Here is a 20,662-nt window from a genome sequence, read left to right on the forward strand (position 1 = left end):
TTCAGTTGTTATTCGGTTGTCATCCGCTGCCGCTTCCCGTACTTGCTGGCAAACGCCTGCTTGAGCAGGTCGAACTCGCTCTTTGTGACGGGAGGCGCGGAGTGCTCGGGCTGCACCTTCTTCCACAGCTCAAGCAGCTTGCGGCCCTTCTTGCGAAGGACGTTGGCCACGGCCACCTCGGTCGCGTGCTGCATGATCTCGGAGTCGCGCACGGTGCGCGTCTCAAGCTCCTTGCGGACGAAGGAAAGCTGCACGGGCGTCAGCGAGCCGTACTGCTCGGGCGTCCATCCCAAGCGGGCCGCGAAGTACGCGTAGTCGATCTCTCGGCGGAACATCCCCGCCGCGTGCTCCCTCTCTGGGGAAAGCTGACCCGCCTTGAAGTACTCGTAGCGGGTCAGCTCCCGGAGGGCCTTTACGCGCTCTGGGTCTTGAAGAAAAAACCGCAGTCGCGGGTCAGCGCCTCGGTGACGGCGGTGAAGACGTCGAGGTAGCCGTTCTCCTCGATGAGCTTCTGACCCATCTCGCGGCCCTGCTGCGGCGAGACGTAGTTGCCGCCCTCGTGCTTGATGCCGTAGGCCACGAGGTCGCGCAGCTCGCCGAGCGAGAAAGAGCCGCCGTTCTGGGCGAAGGACGCCATGATGGGGCGGTGGCTCTGCTCGTACATGTCGATGCGGGCGAAGATGAACTTGATCTCGTACTTCTTGCCCTCAACCTCGAAAGTCCTGGTGTCTGCCATTGATGGTCTCCTTTCCATCGGTTAACTGACTTGGCGTGCGGGACTAGCCCTCCGAGTCGGTGGTCGTGATGGTGATGGTCGCGGCCGTGATCTCGGTGTCCTCGGCGGCCTCGCGCATCCAGCACGGGCCGGAACCGGTGAACTCGGCGCTGTAGGTGGTGTTGTCGTCGTTGGGTGCCTCAAGCTCGTCGGAGGTGATGATGGCGAGGCCCTTGCGGATGGGGATGTACTTGACGCCGTTGTCGATGGTCTGGCGCTCGTACATGCCGACGCACACATAGGTGCCGTCCTTGAGCGCCTTGATGATGGTCTTGCGGCCCTCGTCGTCGGCCATCCACAGGCCGTCGGTGCTGGCGCTCCAAGACTTGACGCCAGCGGTCACGACCTGCCAATCACCGGAACCGTCCTTGGTGGCGGTCTCGCTGTTCTCGGCCTCGACGGTCCACGTCAGGCCCTGCTGGCCAGCGAGGGCGAGCAGTTTGGTGCAGGTGGCGTCGAGGACGGCGAGGACGATCTTCTTGCCGTGCACGGCCTGGGCGGTCTGCGCGTCGAAGTCGCAGCCGGTGGTCAGGGTGCCGGAAACCTGGGGTTCAGCCATTGCCTTGTCCCTTCTATTCAGTTGTTCGGTTGGATTGCTACTTGCAAAGGAGGCCGTAGCAGACCTCGATGCGATAGCTGAGGATTGCGTGGCCCTCGCCCGACGGGTCGCGGGTCACGACGCGCAGCCCCATGAAGTCCTGCGTGTTGAGCAGGAAGGGCTTGGGCAGCTCAAGCTCGCTCTCCATGGCCTCCTCGACCTGCTTGACGAGGCGGTACACGGGAGCAGTGGAGAAAGGCTCCACGGGCTCTGAGATGCAGTGGATGAGGACGTTGAACACGTCGAGGCACATGGTCTTGGTGCGCGCGTCCTCTGTGGTCTCGATCTCCGCGCTGAAGAGCGGAGAGGGCTTGTCCTCCGGGAAGTCGTAGCAGGTGATGCCGGTGTGCTCCGTTATGTGGTCGATGAGGCACCCCAGCATCTCCCCGATGCTCATGCGTCGAATCATGTGCCAGCCCTCCTAAGCTCGCGCTTGAGCGCGCTGTGGAGCTTCGGCCCCTGCGCCGCAACGTTCGCGGCCAGGTAGTGCTGGCCTGGGACGTAGGACGCCTTGAGGCGCTTGCCGAGCTTCGGCACGAACTGGCCGACGTTCTGGCGGTGGCCGTATTCGACGTGCGGCGCGTACTCCTTGGTGTAGCCCACCTCGGATTCGCCTCCGTCTGGCGTGAAGCCAAGGGAGGCAACCAGCTCGCCGGAATCGACGGGCGTGCCGCCGCGCTTGCCACGGTTGTAGATCTGGCGCATGTTGTCCTGGACAACCTTGTCGAAGTCGGCCTGCGACAGCCTGCGCAGGGCGGCGGCGAGCTGCCTATCGCCCTGCAACGTAATCGTCCCAGCCATCCTTCGTGCACCTCCTCACGTTCACCGCGACCGTCGGTGCCTCGTGGGTCACGCTCTCGACGGAATAGAGGACGCCGCGAACCTTGATGGCCGCGACGCCCTCTAGAGGCTCCGGTTTCGATTTGGTCAGGAATGTGCGCTCGACCATGTTGAAGCGGTTGCCCTCGGTCTCGTCCAGGACTGGCATCCAGGGCGGCGTGCGCACCAGGATGTGGTTGCCCGTCTCCACTAGCTTGAAGACGGGGTTCCTCGTCTCGTCCGTGCCGGTCTGCTCCCGCTTGTAGGTGAGCGCGCGGTACCAGCGCATGGGCACCACCTCATCGGAAGAAGCGGATGCCGCTGCGCCCTCGGTTCATCGTCCGCTTCAGCGACGCAAGCTCCTCGTCGTACTCGCCGAGGATGTCATCGATGAAGCTGTTCGACACTGACCCGCCCTCCGCTGCCGATTCGGAGGTGCTTCCCTCGAAGCCCCGCAGGCGCAGCGCCTTCACGGCCGCATCGACCACGATGGAGCCGACCATGGCTGGCAGCTCGTCTGCGGTTTCCATGCGGATCGTGATTCGGTCGATGACCGTGCGCAGCATCTCCTCGATGGCGGCGTCGCTCGGAAGCTCCTCGCCGTCGAGGTAGCGCGTCTTGACGCGGGCGCTGAGCGCGCCGACGTCCATTAGCCCTCGCTGTCGTCGGCAGTGGTGACGGTCGCGATGACGTGGCCGTACGGGTTGGGCAGGACGGGGACGAAGAGGCCGCTCGCCTTGGTCCAGGTGGCCACAGGGTCGGGCGTGTCCCACGTGGTGACGGTCACGAACTGGCTCTGGCGCTTGCTGTCGAACGCGCCGCCCTGCTCGCGCTCCTCGGGCGTGACGCCCCAGAGGCCGGTGCCGAGAGTGCCGTCAGCGCCGGTGGCGGTGACCACGAAAGCCTCGTCGGGGAAGAAGTTGCGCTGCTCGACGTAGGGCTCGCCCTTCTCGTTGGTCTTCAGCACGCCGTACTTGTCGGTGTCGGTCACGATGGTGATGCCGAACTGGTCGAAGAAGAGGGCGTTGATCTGGGCCATGGTGGGCAGGATGCCGACGCCGCTTGTGCCGAAGATGGCCTTCTGGATGGTCTGGTTTGCCTTGATCTTCTGGACGATGGCCTTGGAGGTGATGGCGATGTTGGGCGTGGAGCCGTTCTTCTCAGCGGTGTCCACCCAGCCGTTGACGTCGCCCAGGACGTCGGCGGTGGCGTCGCTCCAATCGCCGGAGACGCGGTTCTCGTCGGGGACGTCGTAATCGACCACGAAGTCGAGGCCGTTCTCCTGGATGACCGCCTTGCCCTTGGCGATGGCATCGACCTTGGCCATCTCGGCGCGGGTCACGACCATCTCAGCCATGCGGGCGATGTCATCGAAGACGTAGTTGCGCGTGGAGTCCATGTCCATCGCCATGCCCTGGGTGAGCTTCGCAACGTTCTCGGTGAGGTTGATCTTCTCCTTGATCAGAAGCTCCTCGACGCTGACGCGCTCGAAGGGCACGCGGGACGCGATGTGCGCCTCGGTGTCGTAGGCGTGGACCATGGCCACCTGCGGCAGGTTGCCGTTGGCGCACAGGCGCGTGTACTCCTGCTTGATGTACTGGGTCTTGCGGTCGGGGAAATAGCGGCTGCCGGTGTAGTTGCGGGCGACCGCGAAGTTCTGGCTAAAGTCCAGAAGCTCCTTCTCGGTGATGAGGCCGGAGAGGGTGTTAGGCATTTTGCTCGCTCCTTTCTGTTAGACGAGGTGGAGGCCCTGCTTGGCGAAGGTCTCCTTCTGCGCAAGCGCCTCACTGGAAACGCGGTCGGCGCGGACGCGTCCGGCGACGACCACGGCCACGGGGTAGGCCGCGTCTGCGGTCATGTCGTAGTCCTCAAGGACGACGCCCTCGACCGGAGCCGTGCTCTTTGCGTAGTAGGTGACGTCGGGCTGGGGGCTGCTGTCCTCGGAGAGGGTGTACTCCCCGTCGGCAAGCTCGTACCAGCCCTTGGCGCTGGGGTTCTCGCTGCCGGGTTCCGCGACGGGCGTGTAGACGTCGCCGCCGCCGAAGAGCGTGCCCGCCTTGATGATGCCGTCGGTGTCGGCCATATCTGCGGTGGCCTGCTTCGTCTTGGTGACGAGGCCGACCTCGCTCTCAAGGATGTTCAGGCTCTCGCCGAACTGCTCGGAAGTGTAGAAAGGCATTATTCCTTCCCTCCGTTCTGGTTGGCTGTCTTTGTCTGGCTGTACTTCTGTGCGAATGCGGCACCGAAGCTGACCTCGTTGGGCTTCGGGTCGGCCTTGGGGATCTCGCGCTTGAGCTGACGCTGAACCGCCTCGTTGACCGCCTTGGGCCACAGCTCCTTGAGCTGGTCGATGGCCGCGCCGGTCTTGTCGGCGTCCGCGCTCACGAACATCGCGAGCAGGTCATCGCCGAGGTTGATGTCGGCGGCCGCAAGCTCGCGGCGCGCGATTGCGGTCTGCTGCGTGAGGTCGCGCTCCTGCTCAAGCGCCTCCTTCTCGGCGCGGAGCTTCTGGGCCTCGTACTTGGCGCGCTGAAGCTCGGTCATGTTCTCAAGCTTCTGGGCCTCGGTCTGCTTGCCAGCGGCCTCGTCCTCGATCTGCTTGCGAATCTCGCGCTCCATCTTTGCGCGCTCGCGTGCGAGGCGCTTCTGGATGATCTCGTCAAGGTCGTCATCCGTGTACTTGGCCTCGCCGGTCGCGGCGTCTCCGCCCTCGCCGGTAGTGCCTTCGCCCTCGCCGCCGTCACCAGCGAGTTCGGTTCCCTGCGGGTCGATGCCCGTGGGCTCGACGTCGTTGGGGTCGATTCCGAGCTGTGCCTTGGTCATCGGTGTCTCCTTCGCTTCCATAGGGTTTTTCGTGGCCCATGCCTGCACGAGCCGTAGCTTTTTACGTGGTCCACGCCTGCACGCTCCGTGGCTTTTAACGTCGTCAACGCTCGGACGGCATGAAAAAGGCCCCTTGCCGGGGCCGTCTCATTGCTTGGATATGCGCTTCTTCTTCCACTTGAAGTGCCGCTCGATGAGGTAGAGCGATATGTCCTGCACGACGTAGGCAAGCAGCTCCTCGCCGGGGCTCTCCTCGCCGAAGCTCTTCAGGTAGTGGCGCGCCACGTGCACCGCCTCATGGGCGAGCAGCGACGCGTCTACTGCGGCGTCGTAGTCTGTGCACGGGGTCATCCACACGAGGTAGATGGTCTCCTCGCTGCCGGGGACGCGGAGGAACGAGGTCGTGGCCTGCCTGCCGACGAGGCTCTTCCAGTCCTCCTCGTATTCCCTGCCCTCAAGCCTGCGAATGACCTTGCGCGCCTTCTTCTCGGAGTGCACGAGCCTTATCTCAAGCTCGGGAAGCGCGCCGCCGCCTATGACGTCGAACTTCATGCAATCACGTCCTCAAGGGTCAGAACTTCGCCCTCGTGCGTGATGATGGCCTCAAGCTGCTCCTCGTCAATCATGGCCGAGAAGCGGAACTCCTCCTTGCCGTTGTGCTCCACGATGATCGTGGGCACCTTGGTCACGGGGATGAGCGCGTTCGCCTGGGCGAAGCGCGCGTCGTAGCGCGCGTGCACCTCGATTGCGTCAGGGTAGCTCTCGATGAGCGGGTCGATGACTCGCTCCTTGTAGTCCCGGCAAGGCTGGCAGTTCGCGTTGCCGAGGTATACGAGATGTCGCAACTGGCACCTCCTTTCGGCATGAAAAAGGCCCCTTGCGGGGCCTGACTTGGTTATTCGTCCTCTTCCGTCGGATAGAGGCTGTCGAGAACTGCGAACGCTTCGTCCGGAGTTGACATCCTTGCGTCATCGCCGGATACGAGAATCACGAGCGGCGGTCCGGTGCACACGAACTCTCCGGGCGGGATGTCGGCGATTGTCGGCTCGTACACGTCGAACCCATTCCACTCTCCGGCATGCTCGCATCCGTCGTAGCCCTGCGACCTTGCGTACCTCTCGACCTCTCGCAGCGTCATCTCTCCACCCCCCTCATGATCTTGTTCGCGGTGTCGATGTCAATCTCCATATTATCGACCCGCAGCGCCTTCGGTGCACATGAGTATTTTCTCCCATGCCACGTCTCAGTATACTTCAGGCGCTCAAGATACTCTAGCAGGGCGTTTCTGGTCTCCGTGGTCTTCCTGCCTCGGACAGACCGTTCTCCGTAGATGAGCTTGCGACGCTCGATCTCCTCTGCGGTGTAGACCTTCGTCACGATGTCCTCGCCGCGATACGACCGGTCGCATTGGGGGTCGTACATCACGAGGGTTCCCGAGCTGTCCTTGGATATGCACACGATGTGGCCTATCCTGCTCCGGCCCTTCCAGTTGAACCGGATCTCGTATCGGTTTCCCTTCTCTATGACCTTCTCAAGCCACTTGTAGCACTGCTTCGCCGTCTTGACGGACGTGTCCTGCATGAACTCTGGGCGCTCTCCGGTCTCGGGGTTCTTCCATGCGATTCTCGCGTCGCGCGCAAGCTCGTCCATGCCGCCGTACCGGGACCGGACCTCGACGTCGTAGCCCCTGCGCCGCGCCTCGTACGTAACGACGCACGACTGGCAGTTCGTCTGCCACTCCCTTCCTTCCAGGAAGTGCGGATTCACCCTTCCGCTGTCCGCGTCATCGTGGCTCATCGGCGCTCCCGGATTGATTCCGGCTATCTCGGGCATGGACCTTCCGCGCTCGACCTTCGCGCTCTCCGGCGGCGTCGAGCCGTGACGCGAGGCGTACTCGGCCTCCCATTCCTCGTAGTCGGGAACCTCGATGGTGTAGCCACAGCGGCACCACGGGTGCATGGGCGGGAAGTTCACACCGGGCTCGCGCTCATCGAAGCGCGCCGGGTGCGCAAGCTGCTCGCGCTCAAGCGCCTTGCAGACCTCGCACGCCCTTGCGTCGGCGCACGCCAGCGCGTAGTACTCGTACTCGCTCTGGTGCACCTGCGCCTGCGCCTCGTTGGTGAGGAACGTGCCCTCGGTGAAGACGAGGCGGCGGATGTCGCGCTCGGACACTCCCTCGAACCGCTCCTTGAGCGCCTTGACTGTCTTCTCGTAGGAGTCGCCGCGCGCGACCATCTGCGCGAAGTCATCGTTAAGGTAGGCGGCAAGCTTCTCACGGTTGTTCCAGATCTTCTCGCTGTAGCTCTCGCCCTTGGACCATCGGCGTCCGACAGTCGCGGATACGAGCTGCGAGTCGATGCTGTAGAACTCCTTGCCGAAGCCCATCTCCTCGGCGGCCAGGTTGGCCGACCGCTGGGCGAGCTTCTTGAAGTGCTCGTCAAGCTCCTCCTGCTCGATGGCCCCGATCTCAAGCTGCTGCATGCGGATGGCGGTCTGGATGCCCTCAAGCCGGTTCAGCTTGTAGATAGACTCGCGCACCGGCATGAGGTCGGCGTACTGCGGGTACTTCTCCGCGAAGTCTTCCATGCGCTCCATGAGCAGCTTGCGGTCGGTGTCGGACAGGTCGTGCAGGAGGTCTCGGTAGCGGATGACGTTCTGCTCGCCGTACTGCTGGTAGTAGGCCGCTATCTCGCGCTCAAGCTGCCGCGCCTGCCTGTCGTAGACCTTGGCGAGGCGCTTGTTAAGGCGATCCTCGTCGGCCTCCATCTGCGCAAGCAGCTCCTTGCGGCGGCCTGCCCAGTAGTCGGCGTCCCTAGTCATCGGCCCCCGCGAGGATGGCGTCGATCAGCTCGGCCTTGGTGCTGCCCTTGGCCACGTGGATGCCGCTCTGCTCGGCGAGGTCGTAGAGCTGGGGGTTGGTCATCTTCTTCAGCGCGGCACGCTCGTCATCGTCGGCGGCGAGCTTCTCGGCCTCCTTCGGCTCCTCGACGGGCTTGCCCTCGTCGGCGGCCACGGCGCGTGCGCCTTCCGTCACGGTGAGGAAGCGGGCGTCGGCGTAGCCGTCGGCGAACTTCACCCAGCCGTGCTCGACGACCTCTGCGTCATAGTCGCCCGCCGAGATCTGGCGCACGACCTTCGCGCCGGGGACCGGCTCCTTGCGGACGTTGAGCTTCATGCCCTCCTTGTCAGGGCTGTACGTTGCCTTCATCTGTCTCCTCCGTTTCCGTCGTGGCCTGCTCGGGCAGGCGGTTGGTCGGGAAGCCCTCCACCACGGAGGACTGAACCCGCTGCTCCTTCTCATCTGCCATGCGCTCGATCTCCTTCTTGGGCTCGTCAACGCACGACAGCAGCCCGAGCAGCGTCTCCTGGGAGACGATGCCGGACAGTGACTGGACGACGCTCGCCTCGGCCTCGACGTCCTGCGGCATGTTGCGGTGCATCGTGATCTCCACCGCCTGCCAGTCATCGCCCTCGAAGGGCTTGTCGGGGTAGTTGGCGAGCAGGCGCAGGCGCTCCTGGATGCCGAGCACGAACTTGCGCTCCTTGTTACGGGCGAGGTTGTTCATCGGCATCATGCGCATCTTGAGCGCCGTGCCCGATGCCGTTGAGAAGGATTCGTCCGTGATGTCGGGCACCATGGAAAGCTTGAAGATGAGGTTTTCCAGGCGAGTGACGAGGTTTTCCTGCGCGGTGTCCGCGTCGGGCTTCTGCAGGAAGTAGACCTTCGGAGCGCCGCCGCCCTCGCCCGAGTCCCACAGGTTGATGAGCTTGTACTCGCGGAGGTCTGCCTTCCAGTCCTCATCGAGCTTCGTGCCCTCGACCACCATGTAGGCGTCGCTGAAGTACTCGACGTCGTTGGCCTTCTCGGAAAGCACGCGGTTGTAAGCCTCGATGAGGTTCAGAACGCCCTCATAGAGTCCGCGCCGCTCTCCGTTCTGCACGAACTGCACTGCGGGCACGTCCCCGAAGTAGTGGTCCTCCGCCTCGCCGATTTCGAGCGTGCCGCTGGCGCTGTCGAAGTGGTAGACCTTCGTGGCGTCCGAGAAGCTGCCGACGATGCGGCTCTCCTCGTCGTAGGCGTAGCGCACGAAGTAGATCTTGCGGTGAAGCACGGAGTCATCGAAGACCATGAACGACGTGAGCGGGCTCACCGCGACGCTTCGCGGCCTGCCCTCGTCATCCTGGTAGAACATCTCGTATGAGACCCCGAACTTGCTGCACATCTTGCTCAGCTCGGCGTCGGTGTCCTCCTGGTGGTTCCGCGCCATGTAGTCGGCGAGGTAGGCGTCCTTCGCGTCCTCCTCGTGCCTCACGTCCACGGGGACGCCGATGAAGTAGCCCTCGAAGGTCTCGGTGATGTCGTATGCCATGTCGGCCGCGAGGCGGTTGTCCGGCTTGTACGGCTCCTTCTTGGGACGCCCGAAGATCTCGTAGTGCGTCTCGTACGCCTCGCCGAGGTACCGCAGGCGCGGCAGGTGGTTCTCGCGATGGGCGTCGATTAGGCGCTGCAGGAGCGTAGCGTCCATCACCGTCCCGGCAGGGAGCGTGAAGTCGTCGCTTACGGGCTCCTGGCCGAGCTGGTCGTAGTAGAAGCTGTGGAACTCGTGGGTCATGTCACACCCCCTCCTTGAATCCCCTGATCTGCGGGCGCTGGCCGTACGCCCTTATCGCCGATGCCAGCGAGTCGGGCATGTCGTCGTGCTCCGCGTTCTCGTTGTAGTCGAGCACCTGGTTCACCGCCTCCGCGTCGAGCGGGTACGCATCGCAGTCGAGCAGGCGCAGGCCCGCCCACTCGGCGCGCAGGTAGGTGCTCACCTTGATGAACTTGTTCTGGTTCTCCGTGTAGCCACGGCACGGGTGGCCCATGCGGATGATTCGCTTGCGCAGGTAGCCCTTGTCGGCGTTCTTCTCGCAGAAGATCGTGCCGATGCGAAGCTCCTTGCACAGGCGCAGTATCTCGGGCAGGCAGTCATCGACGTGCCTCTCGGGCCACAGCCTGATGTAGGCGCGCCAGCCGTCCGGCGTCTTTGCGAGCGCCGTGAAGGCCGTGCCGTCCTTGCCGCCGTAGGCGGCGTCGATGTGGCCGATGCCGTCGTGCAGCTCGCGCGGGTCTCCGAAGTAGCGCGGCTCCTTGAACATTGCCTCCTCGTCGGCGATGTGCTTGAGCTTGTAGTTCGCGGCGAAGAGCGACACGCTCATGCTGCGCTCTATCTTGGCCAGCTCGTCGCGGTCGATGAGGCCCGTGCTGTAGCAGTCGTACTTGACGATGTTCGGCATGAGCGAGAAGGCATCGTCCTTGTGCCAGGGCGTGCCCGTGTTGAAGATGCGGCCGCCTCTGTTCTTGATGTTCTGCAGCTCCTGGTAGATGAGCTTGATTCTGTTGCGCTCGGCCGCGCTCACGCGGTCCTTGATGTTGATGATGTCGTCGGTGAAAACCCGGTCGGCGTGCTTGCCCGTGAGCGAGCCGCCGCAGCCGAGGCCGAGGAGCTGCGCCGCGCCGGAGACGCCAAGAACGAGGTTCGTGCTCACCTCGGTCGTGGTGTCCTTGGTGAGCGCGAGGTCGATGCCGTAGAGCGTCTGGCACATCGAGCGGAAGTAGGCGCTCTTGAGCACGTTGGACGTTGCGGCAAGCACCTCCGCGACGTCCGTGTCCGTCTTGCGCATGAAGATCGTGCGCTGCTCCGGGAACAGCAGGATGATGAGCGCCAGCGAGATAGCGATGCACGTGGTCTTGTAGGAGCCACGGTGCGCCTGCAGCGTCTCGTCATCGTCGCCGAAGACCATGGCTCGAATCCACGCGTCGTGCAACTCGGTCAGCTTGTCGTAGCCGAGCCTTCTAGCAATCTCTGTCGGGTGGAGGTAGATGAGGTCGATGAGGTCTTGGCGCTCATCGGCCATCTGCCTTCTCCTTGGCGGACGCGATCATCTGCTGGATGTCGCTGGCCGCAGCGGCCACCTCGCCGGACACCTCCACCTTGTCGGCGGGCTTCTCGCCTGCTGTGTCGCGCAGGAAGGTAAGCGCCACGACGTCGCCCTCGACGGCCTTCCTGGCCACGGCGAGCACCGCCTTCTGGCCAACGGTTAGGTTAGCCTCCAGCGTCTCGTCCATGGACAGCGCCTCGATGTCGGCGAGCTTTCCCTTACCCGCTGGCATGTCGAGCACGATTCGAGCCATCTCTCGCATGGCCTTGCGCTCCCTGCGCTTGGCAGCGGAAGCCTTGCCCGCCTTTCGCGCGCTCTCTCGTCGTTGCTTCGCCGTTCGGTCGCGCGTCGGCTTGATCAGGTTCTGCTCGTTCGCCACGTCGCTCACCTCCCCCTGTCCATCGGGCTGCCGTGGTTCTCGAAGCACCAGCGGAGGCCGCGCATGCGGCGCTCCTCGGCCACGAGCGCGGCGTTACCGCGCTTTGCCGTGCTGCGCTTCGGCTTGATGCCGAGGGCCTTGCAGAAGGCGCGGCCCACGACTGTGTGAGAGTGGGCGAGCGCGCTTGCCCTGATGTAGTCGAGCGTTACCATGCGCTCACCCCCTGAGTTGTCTAGATCGGCGCGGCGGGACTCGAACCCGCGACACTGCGGCTCTACCGACTGAGCTACGCGCCGGAATGGTCGGGACTGCGGGAGTCGAACCCGCACGGCTGTCGCCACCTGCTTCTGAGGCAGGCGCGTCTGCCAGTTCCGCCAAGTCCCGAATGGCTCGCACGCTTGGTCTCGAACCAAGAACCTCGCGGTTAACGGCCGCGCGCTCTACCGATTGAGCTACATGCGAATATGGCTCCCCCTCGTGGAATCGAACCACGGTCGCCGGAACCAGACTCCGGAGTTCTACCTCTGAACTAAGGGGAAGTGGCAGGCCATGAAGGTGTCGAGCCTCCGTCTGCGGTTTTGGAGACCGCCGCTCTGCCGTTGAGCTAATGGCCTGTGTGGCGGATGGGGAGGGATTCGCACCCCCAAGTGCTTTCGCACAGCCGGTTTTCGAGACCGGTGCCTTTGCTGCTCGGCCACCCATCCGGGGAGGCACCTGCGGGACTCGAACCCGCGACCTTCGGATTAGGAATCCGACGCTCTATCCGCTGAGCTACGATGCCTTCTGGCGGAGGATGCAGGATTTGCACCTGCGGGACGCGTTTGCGCCCTACGGGTTAGCAACCCGCCGCATTCGTCTGCTCTGCCAATCCTCCGTTGCGCCGCCATTGAAGGGCGGGGTTGCGTGTCTCCCGCCCGCGCATGACAGCTTGCGCAGTATCGAGCGCCTTCCCACGAGGCGCATGAAAAATGGCCACCGCGCGTTCGACGCGCAGCGGCCAAGTTCCACCGATATGAAAAAAGGACTTGCGGTGCCCTGCTGCCCCTCAAATCCCTCGTTTACACCATATCAGGAAAGTTTTTACCTTTTGTTACCTTGCGAGGTTCACACATCTTCCACACTTGAAGACGGGCCGTCCTCTCCGATGACGAGCGCCGATTCCGGCATGTCCTGGATGGGCACGAGCGCGAGTCCGTAGCCGCACACGCCCGCCATCTTGGCCATGGTGTCGCAGCGGGGGCTGCTACCTCTCGTTATGCCGTTGCTGACGTAGCTGTCGGGCTTTCCGAGGGCGCGCCCGATCTTGTACATCGGAACGCCAACCCTGTTCCCCGCCTCTTTCAGCGCCTCGTATGCCTCCATGCGACCTCCTTGCTCTCCGCCGCAGTATACACCTTATTGCGTTGCTTGCAGTTGTGTGCAATCCGTGTGCATGTCTACACCTAATTGTGTGTACACCTAATTGTGTGTAATCTGAGGTCATCAGCTTGGCGGCTAATAAGGAGGACACAATGAAGAACACCAGCTCGCATGTGCTTGACGAGGCTCAGGCGCTCCCCGTGTGGGAGTTCATGGCCGACGCAACGCCCGAGAAAATCGGGTACGTCATGGCCTGCTACATCGACAGCCTCATCCAGAAGGGCATGACCGCTGGCGATGCGGCATTCGAGGCCATGAACGTCACGATGGAGGCCATCGCGTCCGCCGCATCCGACGTTACCGGCGAAAGCCCGCTGAGGGCTGGCGCGCTGGCCATCCCCGACACGACCGGGGAGGTCCAGTACGACTTCGAGTACTGCTACAACGAGGACGGAGCTTGGCACACCGTGCTGTTCGAGGATCTTGACGATGCGCGCGACTTCGCCACGGCGGCGCTCTCGCGCAACGAGTCGAACGAGCGGTTCATGAGCTACGCGCGCAGAATCGTCCAGGTGGACACCTGCGACTTCTACGACCACTCGATTCCCCCGACGAAAGTCAGAGTCATCCAGAACCACGAGGACTTGTAGACGAGAGGGGCGGCAACCAGCCGCCCCTCTTCTTGCGTCAGCAGATCTCCCTGATGCTGCCGTCCGGCTCACCCTTCCTGAGCTTGCACACGTCGCAGTGCGTGCAATCGACCTGCACCATCACGCCGAGCCTCGTTCCGTCGAAGGTCGGCGAGATCTCGTTCACGGCGTAATCGAGGTCGAAGTTCCTGCAGTGCTCCGGGCAGCCGTCGAGCGACGTCTGAAGCATGACTTTCACCGCTACTCCTCCTCCCTGCTCAGCAGGATGAACGTAAGGTCGAGGCCCTTCTTCAGGTACTCGTAGACCGTCTTCTTGGCGCAATCCTCGTCGGCCGCCGCCTCCTTGGCGGAAAGTCCCTCGATGTACACCTTGCGCAGCGCCTTGCCCGCCTGCGGGTCGATGCGCTGCACCGCGCTCACGTAGCCCTCGACCTCCTTGAACTGCTCGCTGTAGCCGTCCGCAAGCTCGCCGATCTCATCGATGGCCGAGTCCATGCGCAGCATGGCGTTGAGCATCTTGTCGTGCTGCTCGCCCGAAAAGCTCATCGCGCCGATGCTCGCCGAGATGGACGTGCGCGCGGACTCCGCCCGCTCAAGGCACTCGATGGACGAGTCCATCCTGTCGGCCACCATGTGGAAGCTGCTCAGGAACCTATGCGCGATCTTCTGCTCGCGCGACAGCTTCAGCCTCACGGAACCACCTCCCGTCGAAAACGTATCCGCCGCCCACGTACGGCAGCTCCTTGCCAAGCTCCTCGAAAGCCGATACCGGCATGGACTTCCTTCCTGAATCGGCCTTGAAGCCGAGCCACTTTCTGATGGGCAGGAGGAACATCCGGTGCGCCCTTCGATACGTCTCCTTGTCGTAGAACTCCACCGCGAGCATCCCGTGACAACGCTCGCCTATGGCATCGAAGTCCGCCAGCGCCGCCTCCTGGTGCGGCTTGACGTTGCCGTAGTCGAGGCGTGGGCGGTTCGCCGCCTTGCACTCCACGAGATAGGAGTCCTCGCCGGTGACCACGAGGAAATCTGCGTCAGTCTCCTCGCCTATCATGTGTCCGCCGACGAAGCGCACGCTGTCAGGAATGCGGAGCACGTAGGCGTGCGGCTCCATGCACTCGCGGAACTTCTGCTCGAACCGCTTTCCCGCCTTGATTCCGCCGCTCATTTCTCCTCCTCCCATGGCCACTTGCCGGTGATTGCGCGGCTCAGGTAGTTGCACGCCTTGGCAAGGTCTTTCAGCGTCGATTCGTGCGGCTTGTCGCCCGCCCTGTCGAAGTACTTCAGGGCGGTCACTGCGGAGAACGCTCTGCACGGGTCGATTCCATGCTGAATGAGACCCTTCATCACGATCTCCTGCTTGTCGATGGTGTGCTTGCCCTTGTAGTGCTCAGGAGTCACGACGCCACCCCCTAACCCTGTCCTCTACGTAGATGCCGACGCCGAGGATCACGCACAGCGACAGGAGCGCCGGAAGGTAGATCGGGGCGAGCACGACGAACAGCGCGGACTTGACCCGCTCGGAAGCCCTACTCATCGGCACCAGCCTCCGCCTCGCGCAGCGGCTCGCCATCGACGTCCAGGAGCGGGCAGATGCCCTCCGGCGTGCGCAGGTATTCAGCACCCGTCTGGTGGTCAACGACCACGGTCACAGCCTCGAAGTTCGTCTTGTGCTCGGAGAATCTGTCCTGTCCGGTGGAAAGCTGATAGAACTCTGCGGACTTCGGCCACGTGCTGTACTTGGTCGTAGCGAAGTGGCTTCCTCCGTTCCACATCAGGCTGATGACCGCAAACGCTAGTTCAACGACGAGAACGCCTATTCCGAGTTTGATGCCGTCACGAACGCTCATTGGTCCACCCCCAAGCACTCGCAAGGTCGCGCGGCCCAGGGTCGGCACCGTCTTCCGGGTCAATCAGGTCGGCGAGGCGATTTGCAAGCGCCTTGACGCCGAACCACGGGTCTTTCTTGCCGCCAACGGCCTCACACAGAAGCTCGTACCATGCGGCGGTGCTCTCTGGGTGCTCCATCCTATCGACTCTCGACGACACCTCTAGGCTGCGCAGCCTCTCAACCGCCTCGCGCCTCTCGTCGTCGGTGGGCATCTACCTCACCCCCGTCGAGCCGTAGCCATCGGCTCCGCGCTCGCTGTCCGAAAGCTCGGCGCGCTCCACGACCTCGCAATGCTCGTAGGGCATGATGACGAGCTGGCAAACCCTGTCACCGGGCGCGACCTCGAAAGGCTTGTCCGTGGTGTTCCACAGCGGGCAAAGCACCTCGCCCCTGAATCCGCTGTCGATGACGCCGACGGCGTTGCGCATGGTGATGCCCCTGCTTCCGAGACCGCTACGCGGGAACTCAAGGCCGACGTAGCCCTCGGGGATCTCCACGCGCAGGCCGGTCCTCACCATGGCGCTCTTGCCTGCGGGGATCAGGTAGCCCTCCACGGCGCGGAGGTCGAGGCCAGCGTCGCCCTCGTGCGCGTACTCCGGAACGTACCCGGCGTCCTCGGTCATGCTCACGTTCAGAATCGTCATTGCTGTCTCCTATCCGTTAATCCACTCGTCAACCGTCTTGTGCGGGATTCCAAGCTGCTCGCAGATGCCGCGCTCGCATCGCGCGCCCTTGGACGTGAAGACTCCGGGAAGCTCCGCAACGCCCTCGTAGCGCGGCTCTCCCTTCCACAGCGAAAGCAGCTCGCGGATGCTCATGCGCATGGCCTGCCGCCAGGGCGTGCCTGCGGGGATCTTCTCGTGCGGTATGGTCGCCTTGTGACCCGCCGCCTTGAGCCTGTCCCGCGCCTCCTCGAAGGCGTCAACGTTGTCGTTCTCGTGGCCCGATACCGGGCCGATGATGTAGAGCCTCAAAGCCCTCTCCTTCCAATAAAGTTCGGGCATGCCTGCCTGTAGCAGCCAGTCGTTGCTCCGGTAGCGCCGCACTTGCCGCGCGGCTCCGGCTCGTACCCGTTCCAGATCTCGGAGCACTCGCGCTCGTACTCGAAGTCCCTGTCCCAGCGCCCGCACTCGAAGCAGTAGTGGCGGAACTGGTCGAACCTCGGCCTCTTGATGCGCCTCACCTCATGGCCTCCTTGTAGAGACGCCTCGCCTCGGCGGCGCTCACGCGCATCGCCCTGGCTATCTCTCCGTAGGTGCACCCCGACTTCTCGCGCATGCGCCAGACGTGGTGGGCGAGCTGTTCCCTCGTGTAGGTGCGCTCCGCGCCGCCGGTCTCTTTCTTCCTGGCCATGTCCGATGCCATGTAGCACTCATCGAAGAAGATGCAGCCCTTGCATTCGCTGATGTCCCACTCGGCTCCGAAGCACTGGGGCATGCCCTCGTATCCGCTCATCTCACGCCTCGTCCGACGCGTAGAGCGCGCGGTACCGCCGGTTGCCGACAATCTGGTCGATGGTCGTGTCCTTGCGGCTTGCCGCGTAGCCGAGGCAGATTCCCTCGTCTTTCGCTATCTGGCGGAGCTGCTTGACGGTCAGCTTTTGCAGGTCTGCGCGCATGGCGTCCCATCTGTCCTCGCTCACTGCTTCGCCCTCCTCTCAGCCTTCGAGATGGCGGAGCGCACCCTGGCGAGTTCCCTGGCAGCTTCCGCCGTCTCCCTGTCTGACCACCCGGCTCCCTCCCAGTTCATCCGCATAAGCTCCTCGTCCGTGACAAGCAGCAGGTTCTCTGGGTCGAAGTTGCGCCTGTTGCCGTCGCAGAAGATGACCTTGCACCCCTCGGGCACGGGCATGCCGTGGTGCTGCTCCCAGACGAGCCTCTGCTTGAGAACCCACTGGTCGTTATGCTTCTCGCGTCGGCACTGCGCGACGTGGACCTCGACGTAGCCGTCCACGGTCACGCGCTCCTCGCCGACCTCCCGCGTGTTGTGCGGGATGTTGCCCTTCTTGAAGCGCGTCGCCCTCGTGCGTTCGATGGCCTCCGCGCTCATCCACTCGCTCTGCGGGCGGCCCTTGGTCTCGGACTTGCGTCCCTTCTGGAAGCGTCCGCCGTGGGTGCCTGACTTGATGCCGAACCGTGTCTTGAAGTTGGCTATCTGTCCCTCTGTCAGCTCGATTCCGAACCTTGCAAGGAACTCGGCGCGGATCTCCGGCTCGGTGTGGCCGGGGATGAAGGAGCGCATGAACTCAAACATATCGGGTCGCTTCCGCCACTCGATGACCGTGGTTGTAGGAAGCGCGACCATCAGGCATCGCCCCCGCTGAACATCCTCGGTAGGCGGGCGTTGGCGTCCATGGCCTCGTCCTTCATCTTGAAAGCCTTGAGCGCGACGTTAGCGTTCGCGATGACCTGCGCGGAGACGTTGGCCACGGCCTTCGCGCGGTCGATCTCGTCCCTCAGCTCGTCGCCCTTGAGGTTCTTGTCGCTGAGCCTTTCGAGCTGGGCGAGCAGGTGAGTGTTCAGGTCGCTGCAGACTCCCTTCCCCATCACAGATTCCCCTCGCTGACGCGCCTCTGCAGGCTCTTGACCCTCTCGGCAATGTCCGGGCCGTCGGCGTCCAGCTCCATGACCGCGATCTTCAGGTCGGTGAGCTGCCGCCTGTCCTCTTGGGCACCGAGCGCGACGCGCAGCGCGTCGGCGATGGCCTCGTTCCGCTCCCACGACCTCTGCGAAGAGGGCTTGCCGATGTCCTGGTACTCGTAGGCCCACTTGGCGGCAAGCTCGTCGTAGTGGTCGATGAGCTTCTTGATCTTGTCCGTCAGGAGCGCCATCACTCATCACCCCCGTAGACGCGGCACTCGGTCACGTGCGTCTTGCGGTAGTCGCTCATGAGCAGCGCGAGAACGGCCTCGCTGCTCGTCATGTCAACCTCGTCGCTGTGCTCCGTGCAGAGACCGTTGCTGAGAGGGCAGACGTTGCAGTTCTCGTAGCCGAAGCACGCAACGCCGACATGGGTGCCTGTGCACGCCCGCTCACGCTCAGCAAGCGTCTCGGCGGCGCGCTCGGGCGTCCCGAAGAGCGCCTGCCAGACGGTCTCCGCAGGCTTGGCGTCATCGTCGTTCTCCCAGTCCCCGATGCCGCTCATCGCGTCCCACAGCTCGGGGGCAGCCTCGTTGATGAAGCTCGCTGCCTCGGTCGGCGTCATGCCGTAGCGGTCCTTCAGGAGGTCGTAGATACCCCATCCGCACGTGACGATCTTGTCGGCCAGGGCGTTGAGCGCCGTGGTGATTCCTGCCTTTATGACGTTCACTTCTCGTCCTTTCCGTTGAGGTCGCGCTCGACCTGGTTGATGAACTCCCGCGCCTCGCGGTCATCGAGCACCTTGATTGCGCGCTCCATGTAGTCGGCCCTATTGACGAACTCGGCGATGAGCATGGTGGCCTTGAGGTTGTTCTGCGGTCCCGGCTTGAACGTCGAGAAGAATGCGACGAACTTCTTCATGCACCCAAGCGCGGTGAGCGCGAGGTCTCGGTAGCTGACCTGCTCGTTCACAGCACGTCTCCGTTCCTGTCGATGTAGGGCATCACGTCGCGCGCGGCACCGAGATGTGCGCTTGCCGCCACGAAGTCGGGCTCGGGGACGCTCATGTCCCTCATCGCCTCGTCAAGCATCTTTCGGGTCTCCTCGATGCGGATGCGAACGACCCTTGCGACGTCCTTCTCGCTCGTCCTCTGCAGCTCGCTCATTTCGTCTCCCTTCCGGCCAGAGCAACCTGCTCGGCCAGTCTCTCGGTCTCCTCGATGCACTCCTCGTCGGTGCGGATGGGAACCATGCCAACCATGTCGCCCGCGTGGGCCATGTCGAATCCGACCCACCGCGAATCGTCTGAAAGCTCGTGAAGCTTCCCCAGGAACGTCACGCCTCCGTGGACGTTGATTAGCTCGTCAAGCTCTGATTCCTTCAGGAAGTGCCACGGGTGCTCTTCCGGCAGCATCACGTAGCCGCACGGACACCCGAACGCGCCGTGGCGCAGCGCGCAGCGCATGCCCATGAACCACCACTCACGCACGATCATCAGAGCCTCCCCTCTCGTTCCAGGCTTCCGCAGCCTGCTCGATGAACTTGGTGTCGCGGTCTCGCGTGTTCTGCGAGAAGCATTTGGTCGCGAGCCCGCACTTACGGCACGTCACGTAGGCGATGATTCCGTCTCGCGAATAGCTCTGGATGTTCACCACCATGCGTGCCTCGCCCTTGCAGATCGGGCATCCCTTGAGGTCGTAGTGCATCTAGACCGCCGCCTTCTTGGCAATGGCAATGGCGCGGCGGATGAACTCGTCCTTTTCGATGCCGTTCATGCGGTCATCGCCGTCGGCGACGCCCATGTCGAACCACAGCCGCTCCCAGCTATCGGGAAGCTTCGCAACGAGACGCTTGGCGGGAAGGAGTCGTGTGTCGCATTTGCTCTTGCAGAGAACTGCATCGGTGTCGTGGTCAATCCGCACGACCGTGACCCTCAAGTCGTAGTAGTCGGGATAGAAGACCTCGCACCCCTCAACGATGCGGAATCCGTCCCGCGTATAGACGGGCTTCTCGTGGACGAACCTCGACGCGGGCCCATAGATGCTCCCACCGTTGCGGCCTACGACTATGCTGTCGCCCTTGACCTCGGTGACAACGCCCTTTCCACCGTCTCCGAGGTTCCAAACCGTGTCGCCGACCTTGGTCTTTGTGCCGTCCGCATCGAGCGCCCACGGACGCCTCACCGCCTCGCCGTAGCGGTAGCGGCGCAGGCCCTTGCGGTGCGAAGAGTTGAAGTAGAAGCCCTTCTTGGTGAAGCAGATGCGCGTTACGCACCTGCAGTCCTCGGTTGCGTCTCCCAGGGCGACGGCCTTGCCGTCCTCGAACATGGGCCAGCTCATGCCCTCGGGGACGGTGCGCTCGCGGATTCCGCGCTGGAACTCGTTGACCTCGTTCTTAGTGATCTCCATTGCTACTCCTCGTACGGGCGCTTTACCTCGCGCCCGCTGTTGTCGATGTACCAAACCCAAGCCGGTGCCCCCGTGTACGGGTCGTGCCGGTAGTTGTAGTGCCAGAACTTGACCTCCATTGCCTCGCGCAGGGGAATCCACCTGGCGGCCCAGCACCTGTCCCACAGCGTGTGGTAGTCGATGCTCGGGTCGAACATCCCCATGAGGGCCGGAGGGCAGGCAGAAAGCCTCGGTGCCGCGTGCCTTCCGTAGAAGTGCTCAAGCTCCCTGGCTCGGTCGAACGCCTCGGCCCTGCCGAACGTCGCGTAGCACTGCTCGACCAATGGCCTGACGCGCCCCTCGTCGCATCCGCGCTCTTCGGTGAGCCATGCGATGCAGCCTTCGAGCGGGCTCTTCTCGACCTCACGCTCCTCCGGAAACAGGTCGAGCACCATCTGGCCATGAAGCACCTTGCCCATC

43 protein-coding genes and 8 tRNA genes are annotated in these 20,662 nt (G+C 63.4%); 1 reads left to right on the forward strand and 50 read right to left on the reverse strand.

Features of this window, described 5'->3' with window-relative positions; genetic code table 11:
- Positions 1 to 8: 8 nt before the first annotated feature.
- The 28 genes from NW198_RS03480 to NW198_RS03615 form a co-directional block, all read right to left on the reverse strand.
- Positions 9 to 335: a hypothetical protein gene (locus NW198_RS03480; RefSeq protein WP_258340031.1), complete on the reverse strand. Its 327-nt coding sequence runs from the start codon at positions 333 to 335 to the stop codon at positions 9 to 11.
- A 77-nt stretch (positions 336 to 412) separates the two neighbouring features.
- Positions 413 to 736, reverse strand: a complete 324-nt coding sequence (locus NW198_RS03485; protein ID WP_072372678.1) for a hypothetical protein — start codon at positions 734 to 736, stop codon at positions 413 to 415.
- Between the two features lie 43 nt (positions 737 to 779).
- Positions 780 to 1,334 carry a phage major tail protein, TP901-1 family gene (locus NW198_RS03490; RefSeq protein ID WP_258340032.1) on the reverse strand — a complete coding sequence of 185 codons (555 nt, stop codon included), beginning with the start codon at positions 1,332 to 1,334 and terminating at the stop codon, positions 780 to 782.
- Between the two features lie 37 nt (positions 1,335 to 1,371).
- Positions 1,372 to 1,782: a DUF5072 domain-containing protein gene (locus NW198_RS03495; protein WP_258340033.1), complete on the reverse strand. Its 411-nt coding sequence runs from the start codon at positions 1,780 to 1,782 to the stop codon at positions 1,372 to 1,374.
- Positions 1,779 to 2,174: an HK97 gp10 family phage protein gene (locus tag NW198_RS03500; RefSeq protein WP_072372687.1), complete on the reverse strand. Its 396-nt coding sequence runs from the start codon at positions 2,172 to 2,174 to the stop codon at positions 1,779 to 1,781. The genes NW198_RS03495 and NW198_RS03500 overlap by 4 nt, the downstream gene beginning before the upstream one ends.
- Positions 2,143 to 2,481, reverse strand: a complete 339-nt coding sequence (locus NW198_RS03505; RefSeq protein ID WP_258340034.1) for a hypothetical protein — start codon at positions 2,479 to 2,481, stop codon at positions 2,143 to 2,145. Before NW198_RS03505 ends, NW198_RS03500 begins: the two co-directional genes overlap by 32 nt.
- Before the next feature lie 10 nt (positions 2,482 to 2,491).
- Positions 2,492 to 2,842: a hypothetical protein gene (locus tag NW198_RS03510; RefSeq protein ID WP_072372694.1), complete on the reverse strand. Its 351-nt coding sequence runs from the start codon at positions 2,840 to 2,842 to the stop codon at positions 2,492 to 2,494.
- Positions 2,842 to 3,906, reverse strand: a complete 1,065-nt coding sequence (locus tag NW198_RS03515) for a major capsid protein (RefSeq protein WP_072372697.1) — start codon at positions 3,904 to 3,906, stop codon at positions 2,842 to 2,844. Before NW198_RS03515 ends, NW198_RS03510 begins: the two co-directional genes overlap by 1 nt.
- Before the next feature lie 18 nt (positions 3,907 to 3,924).
- The gene (locus NW198_RS03520) at positions 3,925 to 4,371 is read right to left on the reverse strand and encodes a hypothetical protein (protein WP_258340035.1); all 447 of its coding nucleotides are present in this window, start codon (positions 4,369 to 4,371) and stop codon (positions 3,925 to 3,927) included.
- Entirely contained in the window at positions 4,371 to 5,015 is a 645-nt protein-coding gene (locus NW198_RS03525) for a DUF4355 domain-containing protein (protein ID WP_258340036.1), read from the reverse strand. Before NW198_RS03525 ends, NW198_RS03520 begins: the two co-directional genes overlap by 1 nt.
- 147 nt (positions 5,016 to 5,162) lie before the next feature.
- Positions 5,163 to 5,567: a hypothetical protein gene (locus NW198_RS03530; RefSeq protein ID WP_258340037.1), complete on the reverse strand. Its 405-nt coding sequence runs from the start codon at positions 5,565 to 5,567 to the stop codon at positions 5,163 to 5,165.
- A complete protein-coding gene (locus tag NW198_RS03535; protein WP_072372711.1) occupies positions 5,564 to 5,860 on the reverse strand; it encodes a thioredoxin family protein in 297 nt (98 codons plus the stop codon). Before NW198_RS03535 ends, NW198_RS03530 begins: the two co-directional genes overlap by 4 nt.
- A 50-nt stretch (positions 5,861 to 5,910) precedes the next feature.
- Complete coding sequence (locus NW198_RS03540; RefSeq protein ID WP_072372713.1) at positions 5,911 to 6,153, reverse strand: hypothetical protein; 243 nt, start codon at positions 6,151 to 6,153, stop codon at positions 5,911 to 5,913.
- Complete coding sequence (locus NW198_RS03545) at positions 6,150 to 7,835, reverse strand: minor capsid protein (RefSeq protein WP_258340038.1); 1,686 nt, start codon at positions 7,833 to 7,835, stop codon at positions 6,150 to 6,152. Before NW198_RS03545 ends, NW198_RS03540 begins: the two co-directional genes overlap by 4 nt.
- On the reverse strand, positions 7,828 to 8,223 hold the full coding sequence (locus tag NW198_RS03550; protein WP_258340039.1) for a Rho termination factor N-terminal domain-containing protein: 396 nt from the start codon (positions 8,221 to 8,223) through the stop codon (positions 7,828 to 7,830). Before NW198_RS03550 ends, NW198_RS03545 begins: the two co-directional genes overlap by 8 nt.
- Positions 8,201 to 9,628 carry a phage portal protein gene (locus NW198_RS03555; protein WP_258340040.1) on the reverse strand — a complete coding sequence of 476 codons (1,428 nt, stop codon included), beginning with the start codon at positions 9,626 to 9,628 and terminating at the stop codon, positions 8,201 to 8,203. Before NW198_RS03555 ends, NW198_RS03550 begins: the two co-directional genes overlap by 23 nt.
- A gap of 1 nt (position 9,629) precedes the next feature.
- The gene (locus NW198_RS03560) at positions 9,630 to 10,913 is read right to left on the reverse strand and encodes a hypothetical protein (RefSeq protein ID WP_072372721.1); all 1,284 of its coding nucleotides are present in this window, start codon (positions 10,911 to 10,913) and stop codon (positions 9,630 to 9,632) included.
- Positions 10,903 to 11,316 (reverse strand): hypothetical protein, encoded by a 414-nt coding sequence (locus tag NW198_RS03565; RefSeq protein WP_072372724.1) that lies wholly within the window; start codon positions 11,314 to 11,316, stop codon positions 10,903 to 10,905. Before NW198_RS03565 ends, NW198_RS03560 begins: the two co-directional genes overlap by 11 nt.
- Before the next feature lie 5 nt (positions 11,317 to 11,321).
- Positions 11,322 to 11,528: a hypothetical protein gene (locus NW198_RS03570; protein ID WP_072372727.1), complete on the reverse strand. Its 207-nt coding sequence runs from the start codon at positions 11,526 to 11,528 to the stop codon at positions 11,322 to 11,324.
- A 25-nt stretch (positions 11,529 to 11,553) separates the two neighbouring features.
- A tRNA-OTHER gene (locus tag NW198_RS03575) sits at positions 11,554 to 11,612 on the reverse strand.
- A 3-nt stretch (positions 11,613 to 11,615) separates the two neighbouring features.
- Positions 11,616 to 11,700: transfer RNA gene (locus NW198_RS03580), tRNA-Leu, on the reverse strand.
- 2 nt (positions 11,701 to 11,702) lie between these two features.
- A tRNA-Asn gene (locus NW198_RS03585) sits at positions 11,703 to 11,778 on the reverse strand.
- A 3-nt stretch (positions 11,779 to 11,781) separates the two neighbouring features.
- Positions 11,782 to 11,855: transfer RNA gene (locus NW198_RS03590), tRNA-Gln, on the reverse strand.
- A gap of 1 nt (position 11,856) precedes the next feature.
- Positions 11,857 to 11,930: transfer RNA gene (locus NW198_RS03595), tRNA-Trp, on the reverse strand.
- Positions 11,931 to 11,933: 3 nt separating this feature from the next.
- Positions 11,934 to 12,020: transfer RNA gene (locus NW198_RS03600), tRNA-Ser, on the reverse strand.
- Positions 12,021 to 12,024: 4 nt separating this feature from the next.
- Positions 12,025 to 12,097, reverse strand: a tRNA-Arg gene (locus NW198_RS03605).
- A gap of 3 nt (positions 12,098 to 12,100) precedes the next feature.
- Positions 12,101 to 12,190 (reverse strand) — tRNA-Ser (locus NW198_RS03610).
- Positions 12,191 to 12,420: 230 nt separating this feature from the next.
- Positions 12,421 to 12,678, reverse strand: coding sequence for a hypothetical protein (locus tag NW198_RS03615; protein WP_072372730.1), 258 nt, complete (start codon positions 12,676 to 12,678; stop codon positions 12,421 to 12,423).
- Positions 12,679 to 12,827: 149 nt separating this feature from the next.
- Between NW198_RS03615 and NW198_RS03620 the strand changes: the two genes are divergently transcribed.
- The gene (locus tag NW198_RS03620) at positions 12,828 to 13,325 is read left to right on the forward strand and encodes a hypothetical protein (protein WP_258340041.1); all 498 of its coding nucleotides are present in this window, start codon (positions 12,828 to 12,830) and stop codon (positions 13,323 to 13,325) included.
- Positions 13,326 to 13,362: 37 nt separating this feature from the next.
- Here NW198_RS03620 and NW198_RS03625 read toward each other — a convergent pair whose 3' ends face one another.
- From NW198_RS03625 to NW198_RS03730, 22 genes are read right to left on the reverse strand one after another with little or no spacing between them, the layout of a single operon-like run.
- Positions 13,363 to 13,563, reverse strand: a complete 201-nt coding sequence (locus NW198_RS03625; RefSeq protein WP_258340042.1) for a hypothetical protein — start codon at positions 13,561 to 13,563, stop codon at positions 13,363 to 13,365.
- Between the two features lie 2 nt (positions 13,564 to 13,565).
- The gene (locus NW198_RS03630; RefSeq protein WP_072372739.1) at positions 13,566 to 14,018 is read right to left on the reverse strand and encodes a hypothetical protein; all 453 of its coding nucleotides are present in this window, start codon (positions 14,016 to 14,018) and stop codon (positions 13,566 to 13,568) included.
- Positions 13,978 to 14,493, reverse strand: coding sequence for a hypothetical protein (locus NW198_RS03635; protein WP_258340043.1), 516 nt, complete (start codon positions 14,491 to 14,493; stop codon positions 13,978 to 13,980). The genes NW198_RS03630 and NW198_RS03635 overlap by 41 nt, the downstream gene beginning before the upstream one ends.
- Complete coding sequence (locus NW198_RS03640; protein ID WP_072372747.1) at positions 14,490 to 14,726, reverse strand: DUF3310 domain-containing protein; 237 nt, start codon at positions 14,724 to 14,726, stop codon at positions 14,490 to 14,492. The genes NW198_RS03635 and NW198_RS03640 overlap by 4 nt, the downstream gene beginning before the upstream one ends.
- Positions 14,716 to 14,862, reverse strand: coding sequence for a hypothetical protein (locus NW198_RS03645; RefSeq protein ID WP_258340044.1), 147 nt, complete (start codon positions 14,860 to 14,862; stop codon positions 14,716 to 14,718). The genes NW198_RS03640 and NW198_RS03645 overlap by 11 nt, the downstream gene beginning before the upstream one ends.
- Complete coding sequence (locus NW198_RS03650; protein ID WP_258340045.1) at positions 14,855 to 15,175, reverse strand: DUF6440 family protein; 321 nt, start codon at positions 15,173 to 15,175, stop codon at positions 14,855 to 14,857. The genes NW198_RS03645 and NW198_RS03650 overlap by 8 nt, the downstream gene beginning before the upstream one ends.
- Positions 15,162 to 15,428, reverse strand: coding sequence for a hypothetical protein (locus NW198_RS03655; RefSeq protein WP_258340046.1), 267 nt, complete (start codon positions 15,426 to 15,428; stop codon positions 15,162 to 15,164). The genes NW198_RS03650 and NW198_RS03655 overlap by 14 nt, the downstream gene beginning before the upstream one ends.
- Complete coding sequence (gene dut, locus NW198_RS03660) at positions 15,429 to 15,860, reverse strand: dUTP diphosphatase (protein ID WP_258340047.1); 432 nt, start codon at positions 15,858 to 15,860, stop codon at positions 15,429 to 15,431.
- A gap of 9 nt (positions 15,861 to 15,869) precedes the next feature.
- Positions 15,870 to 16,190, reverse strand: a complete 321-nt coding sequence (locus NW198_RS03665) for a DUF4406 domain-containing protein (RefSeq protein ID WP_258340048.1) — start codon at positions 16,188 to 16,190, stop codon at positions 15,870 to 15,872.
- Positions 16,187 to 16,399, reverse strand: coding sequence for a hypothetical protein (locus NW198_RS03670; RefSeq protein WP_258340049.1), 213 nt, complete (start codon positions 16,397 to 16,399; stop codon positions 16,187 to 16,189). Before NW198_RS03670 ends, NW198_RS03665 begins: the two co-directional genes overlap by 4 nt.
- Positions 16,396 to 16,671: a hypothetical protein gene (locus NW198_RS03675; protein ID WP_258340050.1), complete on the reverse strand. Its 276-nt coding sequence runs from the start codon at positions 16,669 to 16,671 to the stop codon at positions 16,396 to 16,398. The genes NW198_RS03670 and NW198_RS03675 overlap by 4 nt, the downstream gene beginning before the upstream one ends.
- Before the next feature lies 1 nt (position 16,672).
- Positions 16,673 to 16,858 (reverse strand): Rho termination factor N-terminal domain-containing protein, encoded by a 186-nt coding sequence (locus NW198_RS03680; protein WP_072372769.1) that lies wholly within the window; start codon positions 16,856 to 16,858, stop codon positions 16,673 to 16,675.
- Entirely contained in the window at positions 16,855 to 17,520 is a 666-nt protein-coding gene (locus NW198_RS03685; protein WP_083526935.1) for an HNH endonuclease signature motif containing protein, read from the reverse strand. Before NW198_RS03685 ends, NW198_RS03680 begins: the two co-directional genes overlap by 4 nt.
- Complete coding sequence (locus tag NW198_RS03690) at positions 17,520 to 17,762, reverse strand: hypothetical protein (RefSeq protein WP_072372775.1); 243 nt, start codon at positions 17,760 to 17,762, stop codon at positions 17,520 to 17,522. The genes NW198_RS03685 and NW198_RS03690 overlap by 1 nt, the downstream gene beginning before the upstream one ends.
- Positions 17,762 to 18,046 carry a hypothetical protein gene (locus tag NW198_RS03695; protein WP_258340051.1) on the reverse strand — a complete coding sequence of 95 codons (285 nt, stop codon included), beginning with the start codon at positions 18,044 to 18,046 and terminating at the stop codon, positions 17,762 to 17,764. The genes NW198_RS03690 and NW198_RS03695 overlap by 1 nt, the downstream gene beginning before the upstream one ends.
- Positions 18,046 to 18,525, reverse strand: a complete 480-nt coding sequence (locus NW198_RS03700; RefSeq protein ID WP_258340052.1) for a hypothetical protein — start codon at positions 18,523 to 18,525, stop codon at positions 18,046 to 18,048. The genes NW198_RS03695 and NW198_RS03700 overlap by 1 nt, the downstream gene beginning before the upstream one ends.
- Positions 18,522 to 18,767 (reverse strand): hypothetical protein, encoded by a 246-nt coding sequence (locus NW198_RS03705; protein WP_258340053.1) that lies wholly within the window; start codon positions 18,765 to 18,767, stop codon positions 18,522 to 18,524. The genes NW198_RS03700 and NW198_RS03705 overlap by 4 nt, the downstream gene beginning before the upstream one ends.
- On the reverse strand, positions 18,764 to 18,961 hold the full coding sequence (locus NW198_RS03710; RefSeq protein WP_258340054.1) for a hypothetical protein: 198 nt from the start codon (positions 18,959 to 18,961) through the stop codon (positions 18,764 to 18,766). The genes NW198_RS03705 and NW198_RS03710 overlap by 4 nt, the downstream gene beginning before the upstream one ends.
- Positions 18,958 to 19,290 carry a hypothetical protein gene (locus NW198_RS03715; protein WP_258340055.1) on the reverse strand — a complete coding sequence of 111 codons (333 nt, stop codon included), beginning with the start codon at positions 19,288 to 19,290 and terminating at the stop codon, positions 18,958 to 18,960. The genes NW198_RS03710 and NW198_RS03715 overlap by 4 nt, the downstream gene beginning before the upstream one ends.
- Positions 19,277 to 19,501, reverse strand: coding sequence for a Lar family restriction alleviation protein (locus tag NW198_RS03720; RefSeq protein WP_072372798.1), 225 nt, complete (start codon positions 19,499 to 19,501; stop codon positions 19,277 to 19,279). Before NW198_RS03720 ends, NW198_RS03715 begins: the two co-directional genes overlap by 14 nt.
- Positions 19,502 to 20,203 (reverse strand): hypothetical protein, encoded by a 702-nt coding sequence (locus tag NW198_RS03725; protein ID WP_258340056.1) that lies wholly within the window; start codon positions 20,201 to 20,203, stop codon positions 19,502 to 19,504. It abuts the gene before it with no gap.
- A gap of 2 nt (positions 20,204 to 20,205) precedes the next feature.
- Positions 20,206 to 20,661 carry a hypothetical protein gene (locus NW198_RS03730; RefSeq protein WP_258340057.1) on the reverse strand — a complete coding sequence of 152 codons (456 nt, stop codon included), beginning with the start codon at positions 20,659 to 20,661 and terminating at the stop codon, positions 20,206 to 20,208.
- Position 20,662: the final 1 nt, after the last annotated feature.

The sequence above is a fragment of the Thermophilibacter sp. ET337 genome, assembly GCF_024733715.1.
Lineage (GTDB): Bacteria > Actinomycetota > Coriobacteriia > Coriobacteriales > Atopobiaceae > Thermophilibacter.

What these genes read in the sequence shown, in the direction of transcription:
- NW198_RS03480 (WP_258340031.1), bottom strand. Translation starts at nt 335, where the DNA reads ATGTTCCGCCGAGAGATCGACTACGCGTACTTCGCGGCCCGCTTGGGA.
- NW198_RS03485 (WP_072372678.1), bottom strand. Translation starts at nt 736, where the DNA reads ATGGCAGACACCAGGACTTTCGAGGTTGAGGGCAAGAAGTACGAGATC.
- NW198_RS03490 (WP_258340032.1), bottom strand. Translation starts at nt 1,334, where the DNA reads ATGGCTGAACCCCAGGTTTCCGGCACCCTGACCACCGGCTGCGACTTC.
- NW198_RS03495 (WP_258340033.1), bottom strand. Translation starts at nt 1,782, where the DNA reads ATGATTCGACGCATGAGCATCGGGGAGATGCTGGGGTGCCTCATCGAC.
- NW198_RS03500 (WP_072372687.1), bottom strand. Translation starts at nt 2,174, where the DNA reads ATGGCTGGGACGATTACGTTGCAGGGCGATAGGCAGCTCGCCGCCGCC.
- NW198_RS03505 (WP_258340034.1), bottom strand. Translation starts at nt 2,481, where the DNA reads ATGCGCTGGTACCGCGCGCTCACCTACAAGCGGGAGCAGACCGGCACG.
- NW198_RS03510 (WP_072372694.1), bottom strand. Translation starts at nt 2,842, where the DNA reads ATGGACGTCGGCGCGCTCAGCGCCCGCGTCAAGACGCGCTACCTCGAC.
- NW198_RS03515 (WP_072372697.1), bottom strand. Translation starts at nt 3,906, where the DNA reads ATGCCTAACACCCTCTCCGGCCTCATCACCGAGAAGGAGCTTCTGGAC.
- NW198_RS03520 (WP_258340035.1), bottom strand. Translation starts at nt 4,371, where the DNA reads ATGCCTTTCTACACTTCCGAGCAGTTCGGCGAGAGCCTGAACATCCTT.
- NW198_RS03525 (WP_258340036.1), bottom strand. Translation starts at nt 5,015, where the DNA reads ATGACCAAGGCACAGCTCGGAATCGACCCCAACGACGTCGAGCCCACG.
- NW198_RS03530 (WP_258340037.1), bottom strand. Translation starts at nt 5,567, where the DNA reads ATGAAGTTCGACGTCATAGGCGGCGGCGCGCTTCCCGAGCTTGAGATA.
- NW198_RS03540 (WP_072372713.1), bottom strand. Translation starts at nt 6,153, where the DNA reads ATGACGCTGCGAGAGGTCGAGAGGTACGCAAGGTCGCAGGGCTACGAC.
- NW198_RS03545 (WP_258340038.1), bottom strand. Translation starts at nt 7,835, where the DNA reads ATGACTAGGGACGCCGACTACTGGGCAGGCCGCCGCAAGGAGCTGCTT.
- NW198_RS03550 (WP_258340039.1), bottom strand. Translation starts at nt 8,223, where the DNA reads ATGAAGGCAACGTACAGCCCTGACAAGGAGGGCATGAAGCTCAACGTC.
- NW198_RS03555 (WP_258340040.1), bottom strand. Translation starts at nt 9,628, where the DNA reads ATGACCCACGAGTTCCACAGCTTCTACTACGACCAGCTCGGCCAGGAG.
- NW198_RS03560 (WP_072372721.1), bottom strand. Translation starts at nt 10,913, where the DNA reads ATGGCCGATGAGCGCCAAGACCTCATCGACCTCATCTACCTCCACCCG.
- NW198_RS03570 (WP_072372727.1), bottom strand. Translation starts at nt 11,528, where the DNA reads ATGGTAACGCTCGACTACATCAGGGCAAGCGCGCTCGCCCACTCTCAC.
- NW198_RS03615 (WP_072372730.1), bottom strand. Translation starts at nt 12,678, where the DNA reads ATGGAGGCATACGAGGCGCTGAAAGAGGCGGGGAACAGGGTTGGCGTT.
- NW198_RS03620 (WP_258340041.1), top strand. Translation starts at nt 12,828, where the DNA reads ATGAAGAACACCAGCTCGCATGTGCTTGACGAGGCTCAGGCGCTCCCC.
- NW198_RS03635 (WP_258340043.1), bottom strand. Translation starts at nt 14,493, where the DNA reads ATGAGCGGCGGAATCAAGGCGGGAAAGCGGTTCGAGCAGAAGTTCCGC.
- NW198_RS03645 (WP_258340044.1), bottom strand. Translation starts at nt 14,862, where the DNA reads ATGAGTAGGGCTTCCGAGCGGGTCAAGTCCGCGCTGTTCGTCGTGCTC.
- NW198_RS03650 (WP_258340045.1), bottom strand. Translation starts at nt 15,175, where the DNA reads ATGAGCGTTCGTGACGGCATCAAACTCGGAATAGGCGTTCTCGTCGTT.
- NW198_RS03655 (WP_258340046.1), bottom strand. Translation starts at nt 15,428, where the DNA reads ATGCCCACCGACGACGAGAGGCGCGAGGCGGTTGAGAGGCTGCGCAGC.
- dut (WP_258340047.1), bottom strand. Translation starts at nt 15,860, where the DNA reads ATGACGATTCTGAACGTGAGCATGACCGAGGACGCCGGGTACGTTCCG.
- NW198_RS03675 (WP_258340050.1), bottom strand. Translation starts at nt 16,671, where the DNA reads ATGAGCGGATACGAGGGCATGCCCCAGTGCTTCGGAGCCGAGTGGGAC.
- NW198_RS03685 (WP_083526935.1), bottom strand. Translation starts at nt 17,520, where the DNA reads ATGGTCGCGCTTCCTACAACCACGGTCATCGAGTGGCGGAAGCGACCC.
- NW198_RS03690 (WP_072372775.1), bottom strand. Translation starts at nt 17,762, where the DNA reads ATGGGGAAGGGAGTCTGCAGCGACCTGAACACTCACCTGCTCGCCCAG.
- NW198_RS03695 (WP_258340051.1), bottom strand. Translation starts at nt 18,046, where the DNA reads ATGGCGCTCCTGACGGACAAGATCAAGAAGCTCATCGACCACTACGAC.
- NW198_RS03710 (WP_258340054.1), bottom strand. Translation starts at nt 18,961, where the DNA reads ATGAGCGAGCTGCAGAGGACGAGCGAGAAGGACGTCGCAAGGGTCGTT.
- NW198_RS03715 (WP_258340055.1), bottom strand. Translation starts at nt 19,290, where the DNA reads ATGATCGTGCGTGAGTGGTGGTTCATGGGCATGCGCTGCGCGCTGCGC.
- NW198_RS03720 (WP_072372798.1), bottom strand. Translation starts at nt 19,501, where the DNA reads ATGCACTACGACCTCAAGGGATGCCCGATCTGCAAGGGCGAGGCACGC.
- NW198_RS03725 (WP_258340056.1), bottom strand. Translation starts at nt 20,203, where the DNA reads ATGGAGATCACTAAGAACGAGGTCAACGAGTTCCAGCGCGGAATCCGC.
- NW198_RS03730 (WP_258340057.1), bottom strand. Translation starts at nt 20,661, where the DNA reads ATGGGCAAGGTGCTTCATGGCCAGATGGTGCTCGACCTGTTTCCGGAG.